The organism is Cellulophaga sp. F20128 (assembly GCF_023015805.1).
Lineage (GTDB): Bacteria > Bacteroidota > Bacteroidia > Flavobacteriales > Flavobacteriaceae > Cellulophaga.
In genome coordinates, this window is sequence record NZ_JALKBA010000014.1 from 68,333 (window position 1) to 92,475 (window position 24,143).

Consider the following 24,143-nt stretch of genomic DNA (forward strand, 5'->3'; position numbering starts at 1 on the left):
CCAATCTAAAGAAGTCTACAATGAAGAATATATGTATAGGTCTGTTACTCGTATCTGTAACAATTAGTTATGCGCAAAAGAGGGATAGTATTTCACAACAAGAAATAACAACTAGCACCACAACGACTAGCACATTTTTAGATTCTGTAAAAATAGTGCTACGGGATATACCTATAAAGGTAAAACCTATTACTTCTATTTTTGTAGATGACTCTTCAAAAATTAAATACCGGTTGTCTGATCATAAACATGCGGCAAAGTATGATAGTTTATGGTTAAAAGAAATCTATGACAGCGCTTCCCTTTTTGACACCATTTACCGTGAGGTATCAGCCTCAAATATTGAAAAAATACCGGTTAGTTTAATCGACCTACCTACCGATACCTTAAAGGCTAGGCTGCAACGTTTAAATGAGAAAACACCCTTTAATATAGAATATAATCCATCCTTAGAAAGTGTCATAAAATCGTATTTATCCCGAAATAGAGGATTAATGCAGCGCATGTTGACCTTAAGTCAGTTTTACTTTCCCATGTTTGAACAGGAATTAGACAACCACAATATGCCTTTAGAAATGAAGTATTTGGCCATTGTGGAATCTGCACTAAATCCCAGAGCTAAATCTAGAGTTGGCGCTACGGGATTGTGGCAATTTATGTATGGTACCGGGAAAGAGCAAAATTTAGAAGTTACCAGTTATGTAGATGACCGTAGTGATCCTATTAAATCTACGAAAGCTGCTTGCGAATATTTAACGCGTTTGTACTCTATTTATAACGATTGGGATTTGGCATTGGCTGCCTACAATTCGGGTCCAGGAAATGTTAATAAAGCCATTAGACGCTCGGGTGGCCATACAAACTATTGGAATATTAGAAGTTATTTGCCACGGGAAACGGCAGGTTATTTACCAGCTTTTATAGCAACGATGTATATTTTTGAATACGCCAAAGAGCATGATTTACAAGGCGATATTGTGGAACGTCCTTATTTTGAAACAGACACCGTTCATATTAAGAGTTTATTAACTTTTGATCAAATATCTAAATTTACCGAGGTTAGTGTAGAGGAATTGATAGTTTTAAACCCCTCGTATAAACTAAATATGATTCCGTTTGTTGAAGGAAGAGTCCATTCTTTACGCTTGCCAAAATCAGCAATGGGTAAATTTGTAACAAACGAAGAAAGTATTTATGCGCTTGTGAAGGAAGAACTGAGTAAAATGGAACAGCCTTTGCCAAAGGTTGTCAGTTCAGAAAACCAAACAAGGTACACGGTAAGAAGCGGAGATTTTCTTGGAAAATTAGCAGAAAAATTTGGAGTAAGAGTAAGTGAAATTAAACGCTGGAATGGATTGAGAAGTAATAATTTGAAAATAGGTCAGCGATTAACTATTTTTTCTAGAAATTCTAATGCCATTGCATCGGTACAAGAGAAGTCTACGCCAAAGCCTATTCCTCCTGGTGTTAAAACACATATTGTGTCAGAAGGAGACTCTCTTTGGACCATTTCTCAAAAATATACAGGAATATCTGTTCAAAATTTAAAAGATTGGAACGGTATTAGTGGTAGGAATTTAAAATTGGGAACAAAAATTATGTTGTGTGATTGTTCTTCTCAAAAAATTTAGTCACTAATCTTCCAAAATAAAACAAATGAAAAAGCTCTCCATCTTAATTTTTGCGACGCTTATACTAGTGTCTTCTTGTAAAGAAAGCAATAAGGCTAATTTTACACCAGCATCTATTGGTCAAGTAAATTCACTTACCGTAGTAATGAGTAATAGTTTATGGGAGGGCAAGGTAGGCGATAAGGTAAGAGAGCTTTTTGCGGCTTCTGTTTTAGGGATTGCTTGGAGCGAACCAAGACTTTCATTGCGCCATATGCCTGATGATGTGTTTACGGGACAAATTAGAAAGACAAGATCTGTATTATTTGTGCAACAAAAAGACACAACAGATTTAGCCTATATAAAAACGGATTTGTATGCACGCCCGCAAAAGGTAGCCATTATCATTGGAGCAACAGAGGATGCACTTGTAGAAACAATTGCTACTAGGGCAGAACACATTATCTCTACCTTTAAGGAGACAGATATGAAAGTAACACAAAACAACTTTCTACGCTCTTTAAACGATGAAACAGACCTAAGGGAAGAGTTTGGTATTACGATGAATATACCTTCTGTTTATAAAGTAGGAAAAAGAGAACCTAATTTTGTGTGGTTAGATCGAGACATTAAAAAAGGAACTATGAACCTAATGGTGTATACCTTACCCGAGGACGCATTTGATAACGATAGCACTTTTGTAAGTGATATAGTGAGAAAAAGAGATTCCATTGCTAAAATATATGTTCCCGGGCCTAATGAAGGCACCTATATGGTTACTGAAAAAGCATTTGCACCTTATGTTTTTCCAACGGAGATAGGTGGTAAAAAAGCGGCTGAGGTTAGAGGTCGATGGGAAATACACAATTACGCTATGGCAGGACCCTATGTTTCTTATATCATCAATGATAAGGAGAACAAGCGGAAGCTGGTAATTGAAGGATTTACTTTTGCCCCTGCCGCGATAAAAAGGGACTTTATGTTTGAATTGGAAGCGATTATAAAAACACTAAAATTTATTCCGAAAGTGGAACAATAGGAACACCGACAACTTAGACATCGAAAAAAAAAAAAGACCTCATTGAGGTCTTTTTTTTTAATCTTGTAGCTGGTACAAGGGTTTATTTTCTGGTGTAAACTTTCTTAAACAAAAGCATACCCAGTTAGGAGTCTATATATTAATGCATAGGCTCCAAGTGCTATTAAAGAAAAACAAAACCAAGAAAAAATCTTGAGATAGTTTTTAATAATAAAATGGCCTAAATTCTTAAATCCATTTAAATAGATTTCTTTACAAAGTAAAATTCCTTTCATACGCGTTCATTTATGTTATCGATGATGCAAAGTTCGCATATCTGTACGGTATAAAGCAAAAATACTAGTTAAAGCGCAGTTTATCAGGGTTCTATAAACAGCTCAAACAAAAGCTTCTATCAACTACTTATTTCTTGGATTAAAAGCAGGGGTTTTGGTGTGTTTTAGAAGTAGAAATTCCTAAAACAGAGTATGATCTAGTTTAAAGTATGCGGAGAAATGCTAGAATAACCAATTATTCTTCTACAATAATAAATTCTGAGCGTCTATTTAACTGGTGTTGTGCCCTACTACAGGAGACTCCTTGTGCACATTTGTTTATTAATCGCTCTTCACCATATCCTATAGCACTTACTATTCTATTGGCATCTATTCCTCTAGAAATGATATAATCTCTTGTAGATTTTGCTCTCTTATCAGATAAATACTTGTTATAGGCGTTATTCCCTCTAACGTCTGTATGAGATTCAATTTTAATTTTTATGCTAGGGTATTCGTTCATAGTAGCGACCAGTTTATCCAGTTCTTCTGCTGCATCGGCGCGTATGGTTGATTTGTCAAAATTGAAGTAAATCATTTCTGTTTTAAGCCTTTTTACGCCATTTTCTACAACGATTAATTCCTTGAGTTTTCGCATAGTAACATCAACGCTCACCAATTTATTTTCCAAGGTTGTTGTACTAATGTCCTTTGCAAAAAAATCTTCCTTGGTGGTTTTTATGGTGTATTTTTTGTTTTCATCTAAATTTTCAAAAATAAAACTCCCATCCTCCTCTGTCAACACCTCTTTTAGTTTAATATTGTTTTCATCCAATAAGGTTACTAAAGCCTTAGGTATAAAAGTGCCAGTTACTAATTCTGTGATGACTCCTGAGATTGCATTTTCATTAACTTCTTCTAGCATTAAGTTTTTAAAGGAATAAATATCATCATCACCTTTACCATTAGCTCTGTTTGAGGCTAAAAAACCTTTTTGTGTCTCTTCATTTACGATAAAGGAGAAGTCGTCTTTATTGCTATTTATAGGAAGTCCTAAGTTTGTGGCATCTTTAAAGCCTGTTTCGTCATAGACAGCTTCAAAAACATCTAATCCCCCCAAGCCAACACGGCCTGTAGAGGAGAAATACAATTTTTTCTCGGTAATAAAAGGGAACATTTCTTTCTGTTCTGTATTTACTTCTGGACCTAAATTTTTAGGCGCCGAAAATAGTCCGTCTTCCAAAATGTCTACAACAAAAATGTCTGTTTCACCCATACTTCCGGGCATATCTGAAACAAAGTATAATTGTTTGCCATCGGGACTTAATGCAGGATGACCAGTAGAATAACTATCACTGTTAAATGGTAATTCTACGGCTTCAGTCCACTCATCATCAATTTTTTGTGACATGTAGAGTTTTAAATGGTTGATGCCATTTTTATCCCTCTTTAGCTTTTTACCAAAATTGTTTCTGGTAAAGTACATGGTTTTATTGTCAGGAGAAAAAGCAACAGAAGCTTCGTGATATTTTGTATTTACTTTTTTTGAAAATTTAATGGGATCCTTTAAATCATTAGAATCATTATTTAATTGTGCGCTATAGAGATCTAGGAATGGCTGATTGTTCCATTTGTATTTTCGCGTACTAAAGAAAGAGGAATCTCGTGCCGATGAAAAAACAATTTCATTTTCGTTATAATACATGGGCGAAAAATCTGAGTACTCAGAGTTTATGGACACGTTTTTTAACTCAAAACTATGTTTTGTTTTAAGAATATCATCTAAAAGTATTTCTTTTTGATCCTCAATATCATTGGCAATAGGAATCGTTGCGTTTTCATTCTTTTTCTTTCGGTTGTAGATACGCATTAATCGTTTAGCTCTACCATACTTACCTGTTCCTTTTAAGGAGTGGGCATATTTAAACAAATAGTCGGGAGACATTTCCTCTCCAAAAGTATCATATAAAATGGTATACCAATGATGGGCTCTTTCCATATTGGTATTGTAGTAGTGCGAATCGCCTGCTTTTTCTAAAATTTCTAGGGTATAGTTGTTTTTATCATCACTTAAGGCTTGTTCGTATAGTTCTGCAGCCTCAGCGTACCAAAGTTTATCAAAATACTCTCGAGCTCTTTTAACAAATTTACTTTCGGCAGCATTGTTTTTCTTATTTTGAGTATCTGTAGTATAGTTAAAATCGCGTTCAGTAGAACTTAAATTCGTTTTTGATAAAGAGTCATTGGCATCAATGTTTTTTTCAGCTTTTTGGTCCTTACCCCTATGCAAATCTTGGGCATAAAGGCCCAAAGAGAATAAGAATAAGGATGTAAGTAATATTTTTTTCATAGCTGAAGCATCATAAACCCCTTGAATTTAGAATAGAATTCCAATTTATAACTATCAAAAGTAGCTAGGGAATTTTACGTACGGCAAATATAACCGTAACCCATAGCCTAAATTATTATTTGTTGTAAACCATAGCATATATGTAGTGAACTTAGGGATTTGTTGTTGTTTCTCACAAAATAAAATCCATTTTAAAGCCTAATAGTAGGGGCTAATCGATAAACCACACAAAATAAATGGCATAAAAAAACCTGCTAAAGAAGCAGGTTTTTTTAAATTGAAACTATAAAGTAACTTATTTTTTCTCTTCTAATTTCTCATTAGAATCATCTTCTTTAGATGCATCCTTAAATTCTTTGATGCCGCTGCCTAAACCGCGCATCAATTCCGGAATTTTTTTACCTCCAAAAAGTAATAAAACAGCAACTACTATTAATGCGATAGATGCACCTCCTGGAATAGCTAGTATAATATTTGATAAAATCATAATAATTAATTTAATAGAACAAATATAATAAAAACTTGATAGAACTGTGTTAATAATGACAATAGAATTAGATTTTAGACAAAGAGCAATTATTTTGTGTATTTTACCTTATTTTTGAAGTCTTGTTATCTGTAATAGTTTAGTGTATTATAAATCTAAAGTTTATATTTGTTAGCTATGGCTAAAGAAGGGAAAAAAAGGAAAGAAATTAAACGTAAACTTTTAAATAAGTATCGCTTAGTTATCTTAAACGAAGATACTTTTGAAGAAAAAATTTCCTTTAAACTCAGTCGGTTGAATGTTTTTGTCACAGGCTGGTTACTAACCTTTGTGCTGATTACCTTAACTATTATACTAATTGCATTTACACCCATTCGAGAATACATTCCCGGCTATTCCTCTACAAAACTTAAAAAACAGGCAACCGACCTAACCTATAAAACAGACTCTTTGGTGAATGTATTAAATTATACCAATAGGTATTTAGAAAATATTCGGATGGTTTTAAGTGGAGATATTGCCAACAATGAGATGAATAGGGATTCCTTATTTGAACAAGTTAAAATAGACCCATCTACTGTAGATCTGAGCCCTATAAAAGAAGATTTAAACCTACGAGCACAAGTTGCCTTGGAGGATAAATACAATTTGTTTGGTAAGGTGAGTTCTGAATCGGCCTTGGTTTTGTTTTCTCCCGTAAGTGGTACAATTTCTCAAGAGTATGATAAAGAAAACAGACATTTTGCCGTAGATGTAGTGGCTCCCAAAGACAGCCCAATAAAGGCGGTAGCCATAGGAACAGTAATATTTGCAGAATGGACAACCGAAACGGGTTATGTCATCATAATAGAGCACAAAGACAATTTATTGTCCGTATACAAGCACAATAGTGCACTACACAAAGCACAAGGTGATATTGTAAAAGCTGGAGAGGTAATTGCAACTATAGGCAATACCGGGGAGCTAACTACTGGCCCACATCTTCATTTTGAACTTTGGAGTAATGGAGGTTCTGTGAATCCAACAGATTATATAGATTTTAAATAAAACATATGTCTTTAAAATCAGTTGCCGCCAAAATATTCGCAAGAAACATTGTTAGAAAGAATAACAAATGGATTTTAAACCCCATTGAGACGCAAGAGCGTGTTTTTTCCGAATTAATAGCCAAGGGGCGTTCCACTCAATTTGGGAAAGATCATAATTTTAGTGCCATAAAAACGCATTCAGATTTCACAAAAAATATTCCGGTACGAGACTATGAGGCTTTAAAAACCTATGTAGAACGGGTGGTACAAGGAGAGAAAAACATATTATGGCCTGGAAAGCCCATCTATTTTGCTAAAACATCGGGTACTACTTCTGGGGCTAAATATATTCCCATAACCAAAGAATCTATTAAATACCAAATAGAAGCCTCTAGAGATGCCATTTTAAATTATATCCATGAGACGGGAGAGACTAGTTTTGTAGATGGAAAAATGATTTTTTTACAAGGCAGTCCAATCTTAGAAGAAAAAAACGGAATAAAACTGGGCAGACTGTCCGGTATATCGGCGCATTACGTTCCTAAATACTTGCAAAAAAACAGGCTGCCTAGCTGGGAAACCAACTGTATTGAGGATTGGGAAACCAAAGTAAACGCCATTGTTGAAGAGACCAAGAATAAAAATATGAGCGTTATTGCGGGCATACCTTCTTGGGTACAAATGTATTTTGAAAAGTTACAATCGGTTAGCGGTAAAAAGGTGGGTGATTTGTTTCAAAATTTTCAACTGTTTATATATGGGGGTGTTAATTATGAGCCATATAGAGCCAAATTTGAAAATTTAATAGGTCGTAAGGTAGACAGTATTGAACTTTTTCCGGCGAGTGAAGGGTTTTTTGCCTATCAGAATTCGCAACAGGATAAAGGAATGTTGTTGTTGTTAAATTCAGGTATTTTTTATGAATTTATAAAGGCGGATGATTTCTATGAAACCAATGCAGATCGCATCACTATAAAGGATGTGGAACTCCGTGTAAATTATGTGATGATTATTTCTACAAATGCAGGATTGTGGGGATACAATCTTGGAGATACCATTCAGTTTATTTCTTTAAACCCCTTTAAAATAATAGTTTCAGGTAGAATTAAACATTTTATTTCTGCTTTTGGGGAACACGTTATTGCCAAAGAGGTAGAAGAGGCCATGCAAACTGCCATGACGGCAACGGATGCTCGAATAAATGAGTTTACCGTAGCACCACAAACGGCACCTGAAGGAAACGAATTGCCCTATCATGAGTGGTTTGTTGAATTTGAAAAGGAGCCGAATAGTATGGAAAAATTTATTGCAGAATTGGATCAAAGCCTACAAAAGCAAAACAGTTATTATTTGGATTTAATTGATGGGAAAATTCTTCAAACCTTAAGAATTACAAGAATTCAAAAGAATGGTTTTAAAGATTATATGATTAGTATTGGCAAGTTTGGGGGTCAGAATAAGGTACAGCGCCTTTCTAACGATCGTAAACTGGCGGACGGATTGCAAGATTTTAAGATAAACTAATACATTACCTACCCTAAGTAGTAAAGTGTTAAATTTACGTAGCTTTGTAGATCAATTATGAATGAAACAACAAATACAACAAGGGCTCAAGAGTCAACTAATGCCATAGAGCGTTTGTATATAACAATGCGTCATTTATTTAACCGTGGTTTTTATAAACCTATGGGGGTTTCAGGAGAAACTTTGCGCAATGCCTTATTGCAACTACGGCCAGAAATATACGGGTCCGTAGCAGAAGAAAAATCAGAATTAAACGGTCTAACTTATGTTTTGGAGCGTTTACCCGAAGGTATAGAACAGTGTAGATATATCAATTTAACTTCCGATGAAGGGTATAAAGAATCCCATTTTAAAGCAATAGTTCCTGCCAAAAGGCGGCGTGATTGTTATCGGATAGATGTAGATCAAATGAATATTGTAATTACCAGGGGCAGATCTGATATCTATGATATTTTAACACACCTTACCTTTCTTTTTATTGAATCTGAAAAAATCAGTAAAAGGGTGTTAATTGAAGACACTAAGCGAACGATAAGAGATTGGAGTAAGCTGGAAACTGCTTTGGATAAAAAAGATCTTACGCAATCTGAATTAGAGATTGCATTAACCTATACTGCCAATATTTTAGGACGGTCTTTTGTTGAGGTAAAGCAAATGCATCATAATTTTTCTACGGTAGACAATCCAGAACGGTTTTTACGTACTATTTATTGGATGGGTAAACTTGCCATTGAGGAAGAAACCACAGGTGAGAAAAGAACCATCACATTTAGTCCGGTTTTAAGAGAACGCTTGGGGCATCACATTCATGGAGACCGCTGGGCTTTAACCATAAAGGAAACCTTGGAATCGCACGGCATCTTGCATAGGCCGCTACATATCATTAGTGCCAATATGCATAGCGTTATGAATTCTTTGTTTGCCAGGAAAGCATTGCAAAAGGAATACCCTGAACACGATACTGATTTGGCTGTTTACGAAGACTTAAGTAAGGAGGGAAATGGCAAGTTAAGAGAAAAGGTTATTGCCTATGCAAAAAAGAATGGTATGCTTTCCATAAAAGATACCTCAGGTACAAACATCGATGTTCAAATATTTGATACGGCTAAGCTGGGCAGCAATGCCTGCTGTTATGATTTGCCAGAAGGCATACAAAATGAGAAAAAACCTATTATCTTTGTAATGGATTACGCTTTTGGGGAGCAGGCCTATGAAACTATAGACGAGCTTTTAAAGCCCTATGAGAAAGGTGCAACCAAGGAATTTTTAAATGTGGAGTCGGTTTCCATCATGGGGAAGGCTGGTATTTTAGATGGTGGTAAGGGAGATATAATGATTCCTACAGCCCATATTTTTGAAGGGACCGCAGACAATTATCCATTTGAGAATGAATTTTCTGCCAAAGATTATGAAGGGAATGGCTTACGAGTTTTAGAAGGAACAATGGTTACGGTTTTAGGGACCTCCTTACAAAACAAAGATATTTTGCAATTTTTTAAAGATTCTACCTGGAGCGTTATTGGATTGGAAATGGAAGGCGTGCATTATCAAAAAGCAATACAAGCAGCGGCTAAGATTCGGAAAAGCATAAAGAAAGATGTAAAAGTTAGGTATGCCTACTATGCCTCTGATAACCCCTTGGAAACAGGAAGTACGCTGGCATCGGGAGGTTTAGGAACAACAGGGGTAAAACCAACCTATTTGATCACTAATAAAATAGTAACACAAATATTTAATTCGTAATAATGAGTGAGAAACAACCACAACAGCCTTCTGAGGAAATAGACTTAGGACAGTTATTTCAGCTAATCGGCAATGCTTTTAAAAAGTTTTTTAACTTTATTGGAAGCATTTTTAAAGGAATCTTTCATACAATAATGTTGTTTTTGCTTTTTATTCAGAAGCATTTTATCAAGTTTGTTATTGCCGGCGTTGTAGGTATAGGGCTGGGGGTTTATTTGGATATGCACAATGACCAAAAGTATGTTTCGAGTATGGTGGTAGAACCCAACTTTAATAGTGTGCAGCAATTGTACAACAATATTGATTTTTACAATGAATTGGCCAAAGCTCAAGATTCCACTGCATTGGCAAGTGCGTTAAAAATAACATCAAAGGAAGCGGCAAGTATTAAAAAGTTTGAAATTGAGTCCTATTCTGATGAAAACCAGAAAATAAAATTATTCGATCAGTTTGTTCGAGAATTGGATAGTACTACCATTAAAAATCTCGATTTTGAAGCCTATTTAAAAAATTTCAATACGTTTGATGCCCGTTTTCACAAAATTAATTTAATAAGTACCAACAGTACTGTGGCTAAAAAGGCACAACCAGCGATAGTTAAATCTATAGCAAGTAATGACTATTTTAAGGGGCAAAAGGCAACCAACGATACCAACATCAAGTTACAAGAAGAGATTTATACCCAACAACTGGAAGAAATAGTATCCTTACAGGCACTATATAAGGATGTAATGACTAAAGAGGCTGCCAAAGAGATGCAAGGCACCAATATTAACCTTGCCGATAATGGTGGGGGACAACACAAAGAATTAGATTTATTAAAAGAACGGGATTTATTAAAGGATAAAATAGTGACCTTGAATGAAGAAAAGGCAAATAAATCAACCATATTGAATGTGATTTCTGATTTTCCATCAAGAGGCGTGGAATTGGGTGGTATTGTAAATCAGTACAAATTTTTACTACCTATACTTTTACTAGCGTTATTGCTATCATTATTATTATTATTGGAGCTTAACAAAGTGTTGAAAAATTATAATAAATAATTATGAAAATTTTAATAACTGGAGGAGCAGGTTTTATTGGGTCGCATTTAGTAAGACTCTTTGTAGAAAAATACCCGAATTATCATATCTATAATTTAGATGCATTGACCTATGCGGGAAACCTTGAGAATTTAAAGGATATTGAAAATAAACCCAATTATTCTTTTATTAAAGCAGATATAACAGACGAAAACGTTTTAGACTCGCTTTTTGATAAACATAAGTTTGAAGGAGTTATTCATTTAGCCGCTGAATCTCATGTGGATAGATCTATTGAAGATCCACTGGCATTTGTTAAAACAAATGTTATTGGCACTGTGAATCTTTTAAATGCTTTTAAAAAGTGTTGGAAGGATGACTTTGAACACAAACGCTTTTATCATGTTAGCACAGACGAAGTGTATGGTTCCTTAGGGCAAACGGGTTTGTTTACCGAAACTACGTCTTATGATCCTAATTCTCCTTATTCCGCCTCTAAGGCAAGTTCAGATCACTTTGTAAGGGCGTATGGAGAAACCTATAATATGCCTTATGTAATTACCAATTGTTCTAATAATTATGGGCAAAATCAATTTCCAGAGAAGTTAATTCCCCTATTTATAAATAATATTCTACATAACAAGCCACTACCCGTTTATGGCGATGGGAATTATACGAGAGATTGGTTGTATGTAAAAGATCATGCCGTAGCAATAGATTTAGTTTTTCATAAAGGGGAAAATGCAGAAACCTACAATATTGGAGGCTTTAACGAATGGAAAAATATTGCCTTAGTCAGGTTGTTATGCCAACAAATGGATGTTGCATTAGGAAGGGAAAAAGGTACTTCAGAACAATTAATTACCTATGTGAAAGATCGCCCAGGACATGATTTACGCTATGCTATCGATGCATCAAAAATTAAGAAGGATTTGGGTTGGGAGCCTTCAGTAACCTTTGAAGAAGGTTTGGAAAAAACAATAGATTGGTATTTAAAAAATGAAGAATGGTTAGCAAACATTGCTTCAGGGTCTTATAGAAAAAATTCTATGATGTAAAATGTAACATATGGTAGTTATGCTGTTAGGCTGTGATGTTGTTATGAGGAGATAATCATATCAACAGTTTAAAAGATAGTTTTGAAATAATATTGAGGTTATAGGATATAACATAAACAACTATGCCAGAAATAAAATCACATAAAGACTTAAATGCTTGGAAGGAAGCAATGAGTTTGGTGATTGTAGTTTATAAGTTGACCAAGGACTTCCCAATAGAAGAACGATTTGGATTAACAAGTCAAATGAGAAGAGCAAGTATTTCTATCCCTTAAAACATCGCAGAAGGCGCAGGGAGAAAAGGAGAAAAGGAATTTACCCGATTTTTGTATATAGCATTGGGCTCATTGGCAGAATTAGAGACGCAATTGGAGCTTGCTGAACGATTAGAATATGTTAGTGAAGTAAACAATATATTTGAAAAGATGATTTATATTAGGAGGATGCTATCAAAGCTAATAAAAAGCATAGCGATTAATTAGATAACAACGTAACCGTATATTTTTAACACCATAACAGAAAATAATGAAAGGTATAATTCTAGCAGGAGGTTCAGGCACACGTTTACATCCACTTACCTTAAGTGTAAGTAAGCAATTAATGCCTATTTATGATAAACCAATGATTTATTATCCCTTGTCTACATTAATGTATGCAGGAATTCAAGAAATTTTAATCATTTCGACCCCAAAAGACTTACCTTTATTTAAGGACTTATTAGGAGATGGCACCAAATATGGATGCAACTTCCAATATGCGGTTCAAGAAGCGCCTAATGGTTTGGCAGAAGCTTTTATTATTGGAGAAGAGTTTATAGGTAACGATAAAGTGGCCTTAATTCTTGGTGATAATATTTTTTATGGTTCTGGTTTGGCAAAATTACTACAGTCCAACAACGACCCAGATGGCGGAATTATTTATGCCTATAGAGTGCATGATCCAGAGCGCTATGGGGTGGTGGAATTTAATGAAGAAGGGAAAGCCATAAGCATTGAAGAAAAGCCATTGGAACCAAAATCCAATTATGCGGTGCCGGGCATTTATTTTTACGATAACGATGTTGTTGAAATTGCGAAAAGCATTCCACCTAGTCATAGAGGGGAGCTAGAAATTACAGATGTCAACAGAGTGTATTTAGAACGAAATAAGTTGAGTGTGAGTATTTTAGATAGAGGTACGGCTTGGTTGGATACAGGCACCTTTGCTTCTTTAATGCAAGCCTCTCAATTCGTAGAGGTCATAGAAGAGCGACAAGGGTTAAAAATTGGGGCAATTGAAGGTGCAGCTTACGAAATGGGATATATTAATAGGAGTCAATTTATTGCCTTAGCGGAACCCTTGTTAAAAAGCGGGTACGGAAAAAATCTTTTAGGAATACTGAATAGAAATCAATGAAAATTACCAAAACAAACCTAGAAGGTTGTGTTGTTTTAGAGCCAACACTATTTAATGATGACCGCGGCTATTTTTTTGAAAGCTTTAATGCTGATCGGTTTAACAAAGCAATAGGTCAAAATATAAACTTTGTACAAGACAATCAGTCGTTTTCATATAGAGGCGTTGTAAGGGCGCTACACTATCAATTAGGTGATAATGCACAAGCAAAACTTGTTCGCGTGTTGAGTGGGGTAGTCTTGGATGTAGCGGTTGATTTAAGACAAGATTCTAAAACTTTTGGCGAACATTTCTCAATAGAGTTGTCAGTAGAAAACAAAAAACAATTGTTTATACCTAGAGGTTTTGCACATGGATTTGCCGTCTTAAGTGATACCGCAGAATTTTTTTATAAGTGCGATAATTATTATAACAAGCAAGCAGAAGGGGGTATCATCTATAATGATGAAACCTTGAATATTGATTGGAAACTTTCTAAAAAAGAAATTAAAGTTTCAGAAAAAGATTTAGAATTACCAATATTAAAAAATGCAAAACTTTAAATGTCTAATAAAATTTTAAAAATATTAGTTACAGGGGCTAATGGGCAGTTGGGAAAATGCATCCAAGATGTAGCTAAAAGTTATCCGCAGTTCAATTTTCATTTCAAAACGTCTAAAGACTTAAATATATCTGAAAAGGAACAATTAGGCGCTTTATTTGACCAAGAAAAATATGATTTTTGTGTAAATTGTGCTGCCTATACCGCAGTCGATAAAGCCGAGACAGAAAAGGATAAGGCTTATTTGGTAAATGCTGAAGCTGTAAGATATTTAGCGGAGGTTTGTAAAGAACAAAATTGTGTTTTAATACATATTTCTACTGATTTTGTTTTTGATGGCAATAAAACAACACCATATACGGAAGAAGATATTCCAAATCCGATAAACGTTTACGGCGCGTCTAAATTAAAAGGAGAGCAATATATTCACGAAATTTTAGAAAAGTATTTTATTTTTAGAACCTCTTGGGTGTATTCTGAATATGGAAACAATTTTGTTAAGACAATGCTGCATCTTGGAAAAGAAAGAGAAGTATTAAGTGTTGTAAATGATCAAATTGGGTCTCCTACCTATGCTGGAGATTTAGCCAAGTTAGTTTTAGGAATTATTGAAGTTAATTCCAATAAATATGGATTATATCATTATAGTAATGAAGGGAAAATAAGTTGGTATGAATTCGCAACTGAAATTTTTAAACAAAAGGGGTTAAAAACTAAAGTCAATCCTATTGCAACAGAAGAATATCCAACACCCGCTAGAAGACCTCTTTATAGCGTGTTAGATAATTCTAAAATTAAAGAAAGATTTAAATTGGAGGAACTTACATTATCCAAAATAATTAGCAATTTAAACATATAAGTAACTGTTTTATGCAAATAATCATAAAATATGAGAAAGTTCCATATTTCCTATTAATAGCTTTAGCTTTTTTTCCAATTTTGCCTTATGGTGTTATCTCTGCTATTACCATAATTTATGTTATTGCTACCTTACTGATTTTTAGAAGAAATTTATTCGAAAATTTCCAAAAAAAAAGAGTGTTATTATTAATAACTAATACACTGTTTTTTGTTTTATTCGCTTTTACATTTATTTATTCAGAAAACAAGGAATTAGCATATAAAGAAATCATAAAAAATTTAAATTTTTTAATTTTCCCTACATTATTAATTCTATTCTTTCCAAAATTATCAAAAGATAAAATTGATAAGGTATTTAAATCTTTTGTATTATCTAATTTAACTTTATTACTAATTCTTTTAATTGCCTTTGCTAATAAAATAATATTTCAAGGGGGTAATCTCACATTTTCTAACTTTTTATTTAGAGACTTATTAATTGGCGGAACTTATTTAGATCTTCACCCAACTTATGTCAGTTTGTGGTTTGCGTTTAGTATTCAATATCTAATTTTAAATTTTTTTACTTTAACAAGCAGACTACATAAATTTGTGATATTATTAATTAGTGTACTTTTCTATTTTACAATTATTTTATTGGCATCTAGAACTGTGTTTTTAGCTATAAATATTATACTTATATTAAATATTATTATAAAATTTAAAACTTATAGGATAACTAGAACGCAAATTCTTTTTTTTCTAAGCTTTCTTTCTTTCATAATTTTTATCAAAGATTTTAAAAATATTCATCATAGATTTTATACGGAAATAGCAAGTTTTCAGTTTAATAACCCTATGGGCAGAAACCCAACATCATTGGATATTAGATATGGAATTTATAAATGTAATATAAAATTATTTTGTGAAGAACCAATATTTGGGTATGGAATTGGAGATGTTCAAGAAAGTTTAAATAATTGCTATAAAATTTATAGAACAAGTGTTTTTAAATGGAAAAAGATGGATTCGCATAACTATTTTTTCTTTCTACTTATTGGTGGAGGTCTAATTTCTCTCTTTACTTTTCTATTTATGATTTTTTCTAATTTTAAAAAAGCATATAGCGAGAAAGATCTATTTTTTCTTTCTTTCCTTATACTAATAATCTTTTGTTGTTTAACCGAGAATTTGTTAAATCGTGTGCACGGAAATTTATTCTTTTCATTATTTAATTCCCTTTTCATATATAAATTATTAATTCAAGAAGAGAATAATGCGGTTAATTAAATCAAATTTTATAAAAAATGTATTGGTACTTTTGAAGGGGAATATTTTCTTTCAAATTATTACTATTTTAACTCTAATTCTTCTATCCCAATATTATTCTCCTTCAGTAATAGGTAAATACAGCGTGTTTATTAGCTTTAGCAGTATTTTTTCGACCTATGCTACTGGAAGGTTTGATATGGCAATAATGATACCTCAAAAAAAGGAAGAAGCAGTAGATATATTTTTAACATCAATTATATTCATAACAATTGTAGTTTTTATATTATTTGTTTTTTATTTTATTTTATATGCCCAAAACTTAATTTTTGAAGGAATTTATTATTTTTATTTACTACCATTTAGTGTCTTTTTTTCTTCAATTAATTTAGCTCAGTCACAAATTTTAAATCGAGTAGAACTTTTTGCTAAGACGGGTAATGGTAAAATTATTACATCAGTAGTTACCCTCATTCTTCAATGTTTATGTATTTTATTTTCATTTGGAATTGAATCATTACTAGCGTCTTACACTGTGGGGTTTTTAGCTACTACTATTTATTATTCCTATCATTTAAAACATTCAATATCTATAAATAATTATTCAAGAAAATTGTTTATGAAGAACTTAATGAAGTATAAAAGGTTTCCTTTAATTAATAATACGAGCTCATTTTTTAATATGATTGCAAATCAAGGCCCTGTAATTTTAATAGAAATGGTTTATGGTAGTAGTATTTCTGGATTTTATGCGATAGTTCAAAAGACATTAAATGCTCCGACAAGCTTAATAGGAATGGCTTTTTCTCAAGTATATTACAAACGAATTTCATTAGATAATGAACAACATAGTACCAAAAAATTAATTAAAAAATCATTAAAGTTCTTTATTATACTTGGAATTATATTATTTTGTGGAACGATAATTTTTTCAGATTATTTTTACACGAATTTATTTGGTGAAGAGTATATCATAAGCGCATATATAGCAAAAGTTATGGTATTGTTTTACGTTTCTCGGTTAATTGTAGTTAGTCAAAACACACTATTCATTGCACGAGGCAGGCTGGGATTAGACCTGAAGTTTAATATTTTTTATGTGATTTCAATAATTTCGCCAATAGGGTTAGCCTATTTTTATTCTTATTCTTGGGAGTCGTGTATTTTGATCATGACAATTACAGGAGTAATTTATTTTTCAATGTTAGGATATTTTTTGTTAAAGGATGAGAATTAATAAAAATTCAGTTTTTCTGATTGGTATATTTTCGATTTACTATTTAATATACGTATTTCTTATTCCATCTTATGAAAACCCTGATGAAACAGCACATTATAAAAATACTTATAACGTGGCATCAGCCTTTAGCATTTCAGGTGATGGAGGTTCATATTATAATGTTCATTTATATTTTGCAAAAATCATTGGATTGGATTATCAAGAATTTGATATTGATTTAAAAAAAAATTCCAATTTTTCTTATTTCGGAAATGAATATAGATACGGGCATAATGCAATTTTCCCATCAAGTAATATTGTATTTCACCGGTTATTAAATTTACTCTTTATAATTCCATTTTTTTTTCTTTTTTTAAAGCATAAAGAAAATAGAGTTCTTTTTAGTCTATCTCTTTGTGTGCCCGGTTTTGTTTGGTTTATGTCAAATTTAAATCCTGATGTTTTAAATATATTAGTGGGTATTATTTTTTTTTCAAATAAAGAAAAACATTTTTTTAAAGTGTTTGTTTTTATGCTATTATCTTTCTTTTTTTTAGATAGAACTATTATTTTGTTAATCGCAACATTCTTTATTTATTCACTATATAATATTTTTCCGAAGATCAAGAAATTAAGTTTTTTTTTATTTTGCATATTCCTGGGTTCTTGTTTCTGGTTAACATACAATATTGGCAAAAATATTATCTCCGTACCTAATTTTGAACTGGAACCCATCAAATCTTTGTTTACAGTATTAGTTTCTTTCTATGGTTTATTGGGTAATATGTCTATAAGGGCAACTCTTTTAGAGTATGGATTGTTTTTTATTATAGTATTTTTAGTAATAATAAAAAGTTTTTTCCTTAACAAAGAGCATAATAGTTATTATGAAATAGGTTATTGGGTTAGATTTGTAATTATATATTTTATCTTGTGGTTTTGCATATTAACACTTGCACCTACTTTAGATCAAGGACGTTTTTTTTATCCCATAATATTTCCAATACTATATTTATTTAATAAATTGGTTGTTAAGAATAATGTTGAACTTTCAACTAAGGTACTTATGGCAAGTATAGTACTAAATGGTTTAATGTTTGTTAAATTAATTTATATCTATATACAAAAATAGTTTTATGGAAAAGAAAGTCTTAATAATGTTAAGCAACAACTCAGTAAATGACCCATTTTTATACTCACAATTACTTGACATATATGAAAATGACGAAATTTTTAATGAAAAAATAATTTTTTGCGGAGACACAAATTTAAAAATTTTAAGAAATTCTATTATTAGGGATAATGGTAATGGTCGGAATATTTTAGTTAGGTATCTTATATTCTATATAAACCTTATTAAAGTTCTTTATTCAAATAGAAGTAATAATGTAATAATACATATTCGCGGATTTATATCAGGTATTCTTTTTTTTTTAATACCCAAAATTGGATTCACTAATCTAAAGTATATTTATGATCCTAGAGGCGCCGTGGTTTATGGCATGCTAGAGAAAAGTAGAAAAATACAAAAGTTTAAAAAACCTTTAAGATATATAGACAAGGAATTGATAAGAAATTCAATTTTCACAATCGTAGAGTCTATTAAACTAAAGAAACAAAAAATTGATTTGTATGGTAATAAAGAAAAATACCTGGTTTGCTATAACTCTTCCTCTTTTATGTCTTCAAAAAGTACTATTAATATCTCTAAAGTAGATAGTATTAATATATGTTATTGTGGAAGTGTAAATTTATGGCATGATTTAACTGAAATCCATAGAGTGTTTATGCATTTAAGTAAAGTATTAAAAAAGAAGCAAGTTTCCTTTTTTTTCTTTACTCAAAAAAGAAACCATAATTTGGTAAGCCAAAAATTTTCAAGGGAATTATCTGAAAATAAAATTAAAATTGCTTTTATTCCATATAATTTATTGGAGAAAGAAATAAATAAAATGCATATTTGTATATCAGTGGTTAAGCCAACAAGATCCACTGTTGTAACTTCGCCAATTAAAATATCAGATTATATATTAAAAAATAAAATTTTTATTCAGAATAGGGGAATAGGAGATTTTGATGAATTTTTTGAAAATAATAAAAGTGCAATTTTGTACGATTTTGGGGAAGTTTTAAATTTTGGTTTATCTGATTTAGAAGATGTAAATTGTTTGAAGAATAAAGAAATAGAATCTAATCTTTTGATAGAAACGAATAGGAAGAAAATAAATAACAACATTTTAAAGTTTATAAATGAATAGTAGATGTATTTATATTGTTATAATTTTCACTTTTATATCATGTATAGATGTACCTAAAGTTAAATCGATTTCTAGTACAAACAAGGAAATTCAAACTAAATTTGACATTAGTACTAAAGACACTTTTAATATAATAGCATGGCGATCATACATAGGTTGGAGAGGATTTTCTGTAGGTTCAAGTTGTTCGGGAAAATTAAAAGTAAAATCAGGTTTTTTAGTCATTTCGGATTCTTTGAAAGTTTTAGGAGGAGAGTTTGTTTTAGATATGAAATCACTTACTGTAATTAGTTTAAAAGGAAAAGATAAAGAAAATGTTGAAAATTATTTGTTGGGAAATGTATTAGGTGCAACAAATCTTTTTTTTAGTACTGAAGAATACCCAGAAGCTAAATTCATTATTACAAATAATTATGTTGACATTTATAATAAAAACATCTTAGAAGGAACCCTTGAAGTGAAAGGTATTGTAAAGGAAATTGAGGGTTTTTCAATTAATTATGACGTTCAAAATGATAAATTAATCTTATCAGCATCAGATTTTGATATAGATAGAAATCGATGGAATATTAATTACGGAAATGAATCTAAAATAATTGATTTAAAAGAAAGAATGATTAAAGATAATATTAGAATTAAATTTAAACTTTATTTTGATTTATAAATGGAAATTAAACTCACAGCGTGTATTGTTACATACAATAATGATATAGAAAAATTGAAAAAAGCGATTCGTAGTTTTTTGAATACCAATATTTCGGTAAAGTTATTTATTGTTGATAACTCAAGGTTTGATGCTTTAAAGACCTTGGTAGATATTGATTTAAATAATATTATATACATACACAATCCTACCAATCCTGGCTTTGGTGCAGCCCATAATTTAGGTATCGAAAAAGCAAAAGAATATTCCTCTAAATATCATATTATATTAAATCCAGATATATATTTCTCAATAGGAGTTAATGAAGAGATTATTCGTTATATGGAAACAGATCCTAGTGTTGGTTTAGTTATGCCTAAAATATTATATCCTAATGGTGAAAATCAATTTCTATGTAAATTATTACCACGTCCAATTGATTTAATTGCAAGAAGATTTTTTCCTAAAGTTAAAATATTCAATAGGATGATTGAAAAATATGAGTTAAGGGATTTCAATTATGACAGCATTGAGAATATTCCGTATCTATCCGGATGTTTTATGTTTTGTAAAACCGATGTTTTAAGTGAAATTGGTGGGTTTGATGATAGGTTTTTTATGTATCTAGAGGATACTGATTTATGTAGAAGAATCCATTTGAAATATAAGACTATTTTTTATCCAAAAGTGGTTGTTTTTCATTATTTTGAAAAAGGATCCTACAGGAACTATAAACTTTTAAAACATCATATAAAATCTGCATTTAATTATTTTAATAAGTGGGGTTGGTTTTTTGATAAGGAAAGAAGTGAGTTCAATAAAAATTGTGCTAAAGGGATTACTAATGTTAAATAATATCCGTAGTTCAAGTAAAAGCTTATTAATAATGATAATTAAAATATAATTTTACTAATTATAAAAGTTTTACATGAATAAACCTGCAATATTAAATTCAATTGAAAGAAAATTTATTCTACTTGTTGGGGATATACTTATAATCCTAGCAGCCTTAAACGTATTAATTAACTTTGCCATCGATGATAAAATTGTTTCTTTTAAAACGGAAGTAATTATTTTTATTTTGGGATTAGTTTTTTACCTATTATTAGCATATATTTTGGATTTTTATAATTTGGAGAAGGTATCCAAAAAAAGATATTTGCTATCACAGTCTTTTTATATATCAGGGTTATATGTTGTTTCAGTTTTTGTTATCACAGTGTTACTTTTTGATATCAGCTTTTGGAGAATTCCACTTTTCTGTTTTCTTTTTTTAACGCCTATTGAAATTGGATTATGGCGTTTTTTTTACCGTAACATTTTTAATATTCTACCCGTAACGAAAAATGTATTGTATGTTTATGAAGAAAAAAACGAAGCTAGTTTAAAAGATGAAATTTCAATTGTTAATGGAAAAGACTTGGAAACTTTCTATAAAGTTAAATTAACACTTTCTGTTGATAAAAAAGATGCAATTAACAAGAAGTCTATTCTAACTGCAGCAGGTAAGATTGATACATGGATTATAAATACAGACAGTTATAATAATTTTTCTAAAGATTTGGAAAAGGTTATTATTAAAGCTATGCTTAAAGGTAAAGAAGTAATTTCTTATACCTCTTTTTATGAAAATACTTACGAAGCCCTCCCCATTGAATCTCATAATGATAGTTTTTATGAAATTTTGCAATTTAGAAATATTAAAATTAGATATCTGTTGAGAATTTTTAGTTTTATAACTAATTCTCTTTTAGCTTTTTTTGTTGGATTGTTTTTTGTCCTTACTATTCCATTTGTATACTTTTTCAATTTTTTTTTTAATAAAGGGCCATTATTTTATAAGCAAAAAAGAGTTGGTTTATATGGGAAGGAATTTGATATTTATAAGTATAGGTCAATGATAACTGATGCTGAAAAGAGTGGGGCTAAAATGGCAGTTAAAAATGACGCAAGGATTACACCATTTGGAAAAATATTGAGATTGTTTCGGATTGATGAATTACCACAAATTATTTCTGTAATGAAAGGTGATATGCAGTTTATAGGGCCAAGACCAGAACGCAAGATTTTTGTGAAGGAACTTAATAAAATTGTTCCTTTTTATAATGTAAGGCATTTGATTAAACCCGGAATAACTGGTTGGGCTCAAGTAAAATATAAATATGGTGAAAACTTGGAAGATTCTATCAGAAAATTGGAATATGATATGTATTATATTAAAAATAGATCTATAACATTGGATTTGAAAATAATTTTTAAAACGATTACCACTGTTTTGTTTTCTAGGGGAGTTTAAAATAATTGTACAAACCGTACTAAACGCTGTTTCTGGTGAAGAAAAAGCATACTAAATAAAATAATGAAAAAAGTACTCATAACAGGCGCAGCGGGATTTTTAGGATCGCATTTGTGCGATCGATTCATCAAAGAAGGATTTTATGTCATTGCGATGGATAACCTAATTACGGGCGACCTAAAAAATATAGAACACCTTTTTCCCTTAGAGAATTTTGAGTTTCAACACCATGATGTGTCTAAATTTATCCATATTCCAGGGAAATTAGATTATATCTTGCACTTTGCGTCGCCTGCAAGCCCTATAGATTATTTAAAAATTCCTATTGAAACTTTAAAAGTGGGTGCTTTGGGTACTCACAATTTATTAGGAGTTGCTAAAGAAAAGAACGCACGAATATTGGTAGCCTCTACCTCCGAAGTTTATGGAGACCCTTTGGTACATCCCCAAAACGAAGAGTATTACGGGAATGTAAGTCCGGTTGGCCCGCGTGGTGTGTATGATGAGGCAAAACGCTTTATGGAATCCATTACTATGGCATACCACCGTTTTCACGGTTTGGACACAAGGATCGTTCGTATTTTTAACACCTACGGACCAAGAATGCGACTCAACGATGGTAGGGTTGTGCCGGCATTCATGGGTCAGGCTTTACGAGGAGAAGATTTAACGGTCTTTGGTGACGGAAAGCAAACAAGGTCTTTCTGTTATATAGATGATCAGGTAGAGGGCATCTATAGGCTTCTAATGAGTGATTATACAGATCCGGTGAATATTGGAAACCCACATGAAACTACCATTGGTGAGTTTGCCGAAGAAATTATCCAACTTACGGGTACCAATCAAAAAGTAATCTACGAACCCTTGCCTAAGGATGATCCAACTCAGCGTCAGCCAGATATTACAAAGGCCAAAGAGATTTTGGGGTGGGAACCTAAGGTTACACGCGCAGAAGGATTAAAAATTGTGTACGATTATTTCAAATCATTGTCTCCAGAAGAACTGCAACGAAAAGAACATCGCGATTTCTCTGGGAATTAGGTTGGTTTAAAGTATAAAGTTCAAAGTCTAAATAAGAAACTAGAATTGAGAGTCAGGACTAAACTCAATTGAAAACCTTGATTCGGTTATATCTGTTATCGAAAAGTCATAAGACTCAAGTTCGAAGCCGAAGATTTAAGGTCGAAAGCCTAAAATTTTTAGTTTCAAATGGTTCTCGATACAAAATTCTAAAAAGTAGAATTTCACTCGAACTGACATATAGTTCACCTTTACTTAAAATACGGTATGTCATTTCGAGTGAATTATTTCCTAGCGCAAGCGATGAAATAATTAGTATCCAGAAGTTTTAGGGGTACATTGTTTTCAATACATTTTTTCATACTTCAATAGCACTCGCCCCGAATGGTCGGGTGGCACCTAGTTCACCTTTACTTAAAATACGGTATGTCAGTTCGAGTGAATTATTTCCTAGCGCAAGCGATGAAATAATTAGTATCGAGAAGTTTTAGGGGTACATTGTTTTCAATACACTAGCTCATTCTTCAATAGCCCTCGCCCCGAA

The 24,143-nt window shown here is 31.9% G+C and carries 21 protein-coding genes and 1 pseudogene; 19 read left to right on the plus strand and 3 right to left on the minus strand.

Features of this window, described 5'->3' with window-relative positions; genetic code table 11:
• Positions 1-20: 20 nt before the first annotated feature.
• The gene (locus tag MWU65_RS13100; RefSeq protein WP_247078562.1) at positions 21-1,631 is read left to right on the plus strand and encodes a lytic transglycosylase domain-containing protein; all 1,611 of its coding nucleotides are present in this window, start codon (positions 21-23) and stop codon (positions 1,629-1,631) included.
• A gap of 25 nt (positions 1,632-1,656) precedes the next feature.
• Positions 1,657-2,649, plus strand: coding sequence for a DUF4837 family protein (locus tag MWU65_RS13105; protein ID WP_247078564.1), 993 nt, complete (start codon positions 1,657-1,659; stop codon positions 2,647-2,649).
• A 104-nt stretch (positions 2,650-2,753) separates the two neighbouring features.
• On the opposite strand, the gene MWU65_RS17800 is transcribed toward MWU65_RS13105, so the two are convergent.
• The 3 genes from MWU65_RS17800 to MWU65_RS13115 all read right to left on the minus strand — a co-directional run bounded on the left by MWU65_RS17800 (position 2,754) and on the right by MWU65_RS13115 (position 5,740).
• Positions 2,754-2,924: a DUF6747 family protein gene (locus tag MWU65_RS17800; protein ID WP_348646037.1), complete on the minus strand. Its 171-nt coding sequence runs from the start codon at positions 2,922-2,924 to the stop codon at positions 2,754-2,756.
• 235 nt (positions 2,925-3,159) lie between these two features.
• A complete protein-coding gene (locus tag MWU65_RS13110; RefSeq protein ID WP_247078566.1) occupies positions 3,160-5,253 on the minus strand; it encodes an OmpA family protein in 2,094 nt (697 codons plus the stop codon).
• 295 nt (positions 5,254-5,548) lie between these two features.
• On the minus strand, positions 5,549-5,740 hold the full coding sequence (locus MWU65_RS13115; protein WP_281501050.1) for a twin-arginine translocase TatA/TatE family subunit: 192 nt from the start codon (positions 5,738-5,740) through the stop codon (positions 5,549-5,551).
• Positions 5,741-5,917: 177 nt separating this feature from the next.
• On the opposite strand from MWU65_RS13115, the gene MWU65_RS13120 reads away from it, so the two are divergent.
• The 17 genes and pseudogenes from MWU65_RS13120 to MWU65_RS13200 all read left to right on the plus strand — a co-directional run bounded on the left by MWU65_RS13120 (position 5,918) and on the right by MWU65_RS13200 (position 23,620).
• Positions 5,918-6,787, plus strand: coding sequence for a M23 family metallopeptidase (locus MWU65_RS13120; protein ID WP_247078568.1), 870 nt, complete (start codon positions 5,918-5,920; stop codon positions 6,785-6,787).
• 5 nt (positions 6,788-6,792) lie between these two features.
• The gene (locus MWU65_RS13125) at positions 6,793-8,292 is read left to right on the plus strand and encodes a GH3 auxin-responsive promoter family protein (protein WP_247078570.1); all 1,500 of its coding nucleotides are present in this window, start codon (positions 6,793-6,795) and stop codon (positions 8,290-8,292) included.
• A gap of 57 nt (positions 8,293-8,349) precedes the next feature.
• Positions 8,350-10,035 (plus strand): hypothetical protein, encoded by a 1,686-nt coding sequence (locus MWU65_RS13130; RefSeq protein WP_247078572.1) that lies wholly within the window; start codon positions 8,350-8,352, stop codon positions 10,033-10,035.
• 2 nt (positions 10,036-10,037) lie between these two features.
• Positions 10,038-11,081: a hypothetical protein gene (locus MWU65_RS13135; RefSeq protein WP_247078574.1), complete on the plus strand. Its 1,044-nt coding sequence runs from the start codon at positions 10,038-10,040 to the stop codon at positions 11,079-11,081.
• A gap of 2 nt (positions 11,082-11,083) precedes the next feature.
• The gene (rfbB, locus tag MWU65_RS13140; protein WP_247078576.1) at positions 11,084-12,118 is read left to right on the plus strand and encodes a dTDP-glucose 4,6-dehydratase; all 1,035 of its coding nucleotides are present in this window, start codon (positions 11,084-11,086) and stop codon (positions 12,116-12,118) included.
• 122 nt (positions 12,119-12,240) lie between these two features.
• Positions 12,241-12,600 (plus strand): annotated as a pseudogene (locus MWU65_RS13145) (four helix bundle protein).
• A 43-nt stretch (positions 12,601-12,643) separates the two neighbouring features.
• Positions 12,644-13,513, plus strand: coding sequence for a glucose-1-phosphate thymidylyltransferase RfbA (rfbA, locus tag MWU65_RS13150; RefSeq protein ID WP_247078578.1), 870 nt, complete (start codon positions 12,644-12,646; stop codon positions 13,511-13,513).
• Entirely contained in the window at positions 13,510-14,055 is a 546-nt protein-coding gene (gene rfbC / locus MWU65_RS13155; RefSeq protein ID WP_247078580.1) for a dTDP-4-dehydrorhamnose 3,5-epimerase, read from the plus strand. Before rfbA ends, rfbC begins: the two co-directional genes overlap by 4 nt.
• Entirely contained in the window at positions 14,056-14,913 is an 858-nt protein-coding gene (gene rfbD / locus MWU65_RS13160) for a dTDP-4-dehydrorhamnose reductase (protein ID WP_247078582.1), read from the plus strand.
• Positions 14,914-14,924: 11 nt separating this feature from the next.
• Positions 14,925-16,184 carry an O-antigen ligase family protein gene (locus tag MWU65_RS13165; RefSeq protein WP_247078584.1) on the plus strand — a complete coding sequence of 420 codons (1,260 nt, stop codon included), beginning with the start codon at positions 14,925-14,927 and terminating at the stop codon, positions 16,182-16,184.
• Positions 16,171-17,400, plus strand: a complete 1,230-nt coding sequence (locus MWU65_RS13170; RefSeq protein ID WP_247078586.1) for an oligosaccharide flippase family protein — start codon at positions 16,171-16,173, stop codon at positions 17,398-17,400. Before MWU65_RS13165 ends, MWU65_RS13170 begins: the two co-directional genes overlap by 14 nt.
• Entirely contained in the window at positions 17,390-18,514 is a 1,125-nt protein-coding gene (locus MWU65_RS13175; protein ID WP_247078588.1) for a hypothetical protein, read from the plus strand. The genes MWU65_RS13170 and MWU65_RS13175 overlap by 11 nt, the downstream gene beginning before the upstream one ends.
• A 4-nt stretch (positions 18,515-18,518) precedes the next feature.
• Entirely contained in the window at positions 18,519-19,640 is a 1,122-nt protein-coding gene (locus MWU65_RS13180) for a hypothetical protein (RefSeq protein WP_247078589.1), read from the plus strand.
• On the plus strand, positions 19,633-20,304 hold the full coding sequence (locus MWU65_RS13185) for a YceI family protein (protein ID WP_247078591.1): 672 nt from the start codon (positions 19,633-19,635) through the stop codon (positions 20,302-20,304). The genes MWU65_RS13180 and MWU65_RS13185 overlap by 8 nt, the downstream gene beginning before the upstream one ends.
• Positions 20,305-21,138, plus strand: a complete 834-nt coding sequence (locus MWU65_RS13190) for a glycosyltransferase family 2 protein (RefSeq protein WP_247078593.1) — start codon at positions 20,305-20,307, stop codon at positions 21,136-21,138.
• 73 nt (positions 21,139-21,211) lie between these two features.
• A complete protein-coding gene (locus tag MWU65_RS13195; RefSeq protein WP_247078595.1) occupies positions 21,212-22,579 on the plus strand; it encodes a sugar transferase in 1,368 nt (455 codons plus the stop codon).
• 63 nt (positions 22,580-22,642) lie between these two features.
• Positions 22,643-23,620: a UDP-glucuronic acid decarboxylase family protein gene (locus MWU65_RS13200; protein WP_247078597.1), complete on the plus strand. Its 978-nt coding sequence runs from the start codon at positions 22,643-22,645 to the stop codon at positions 23,618-23,620.
• Positions 23,621-24,143 lie beyond the last annotated feature (523 nt).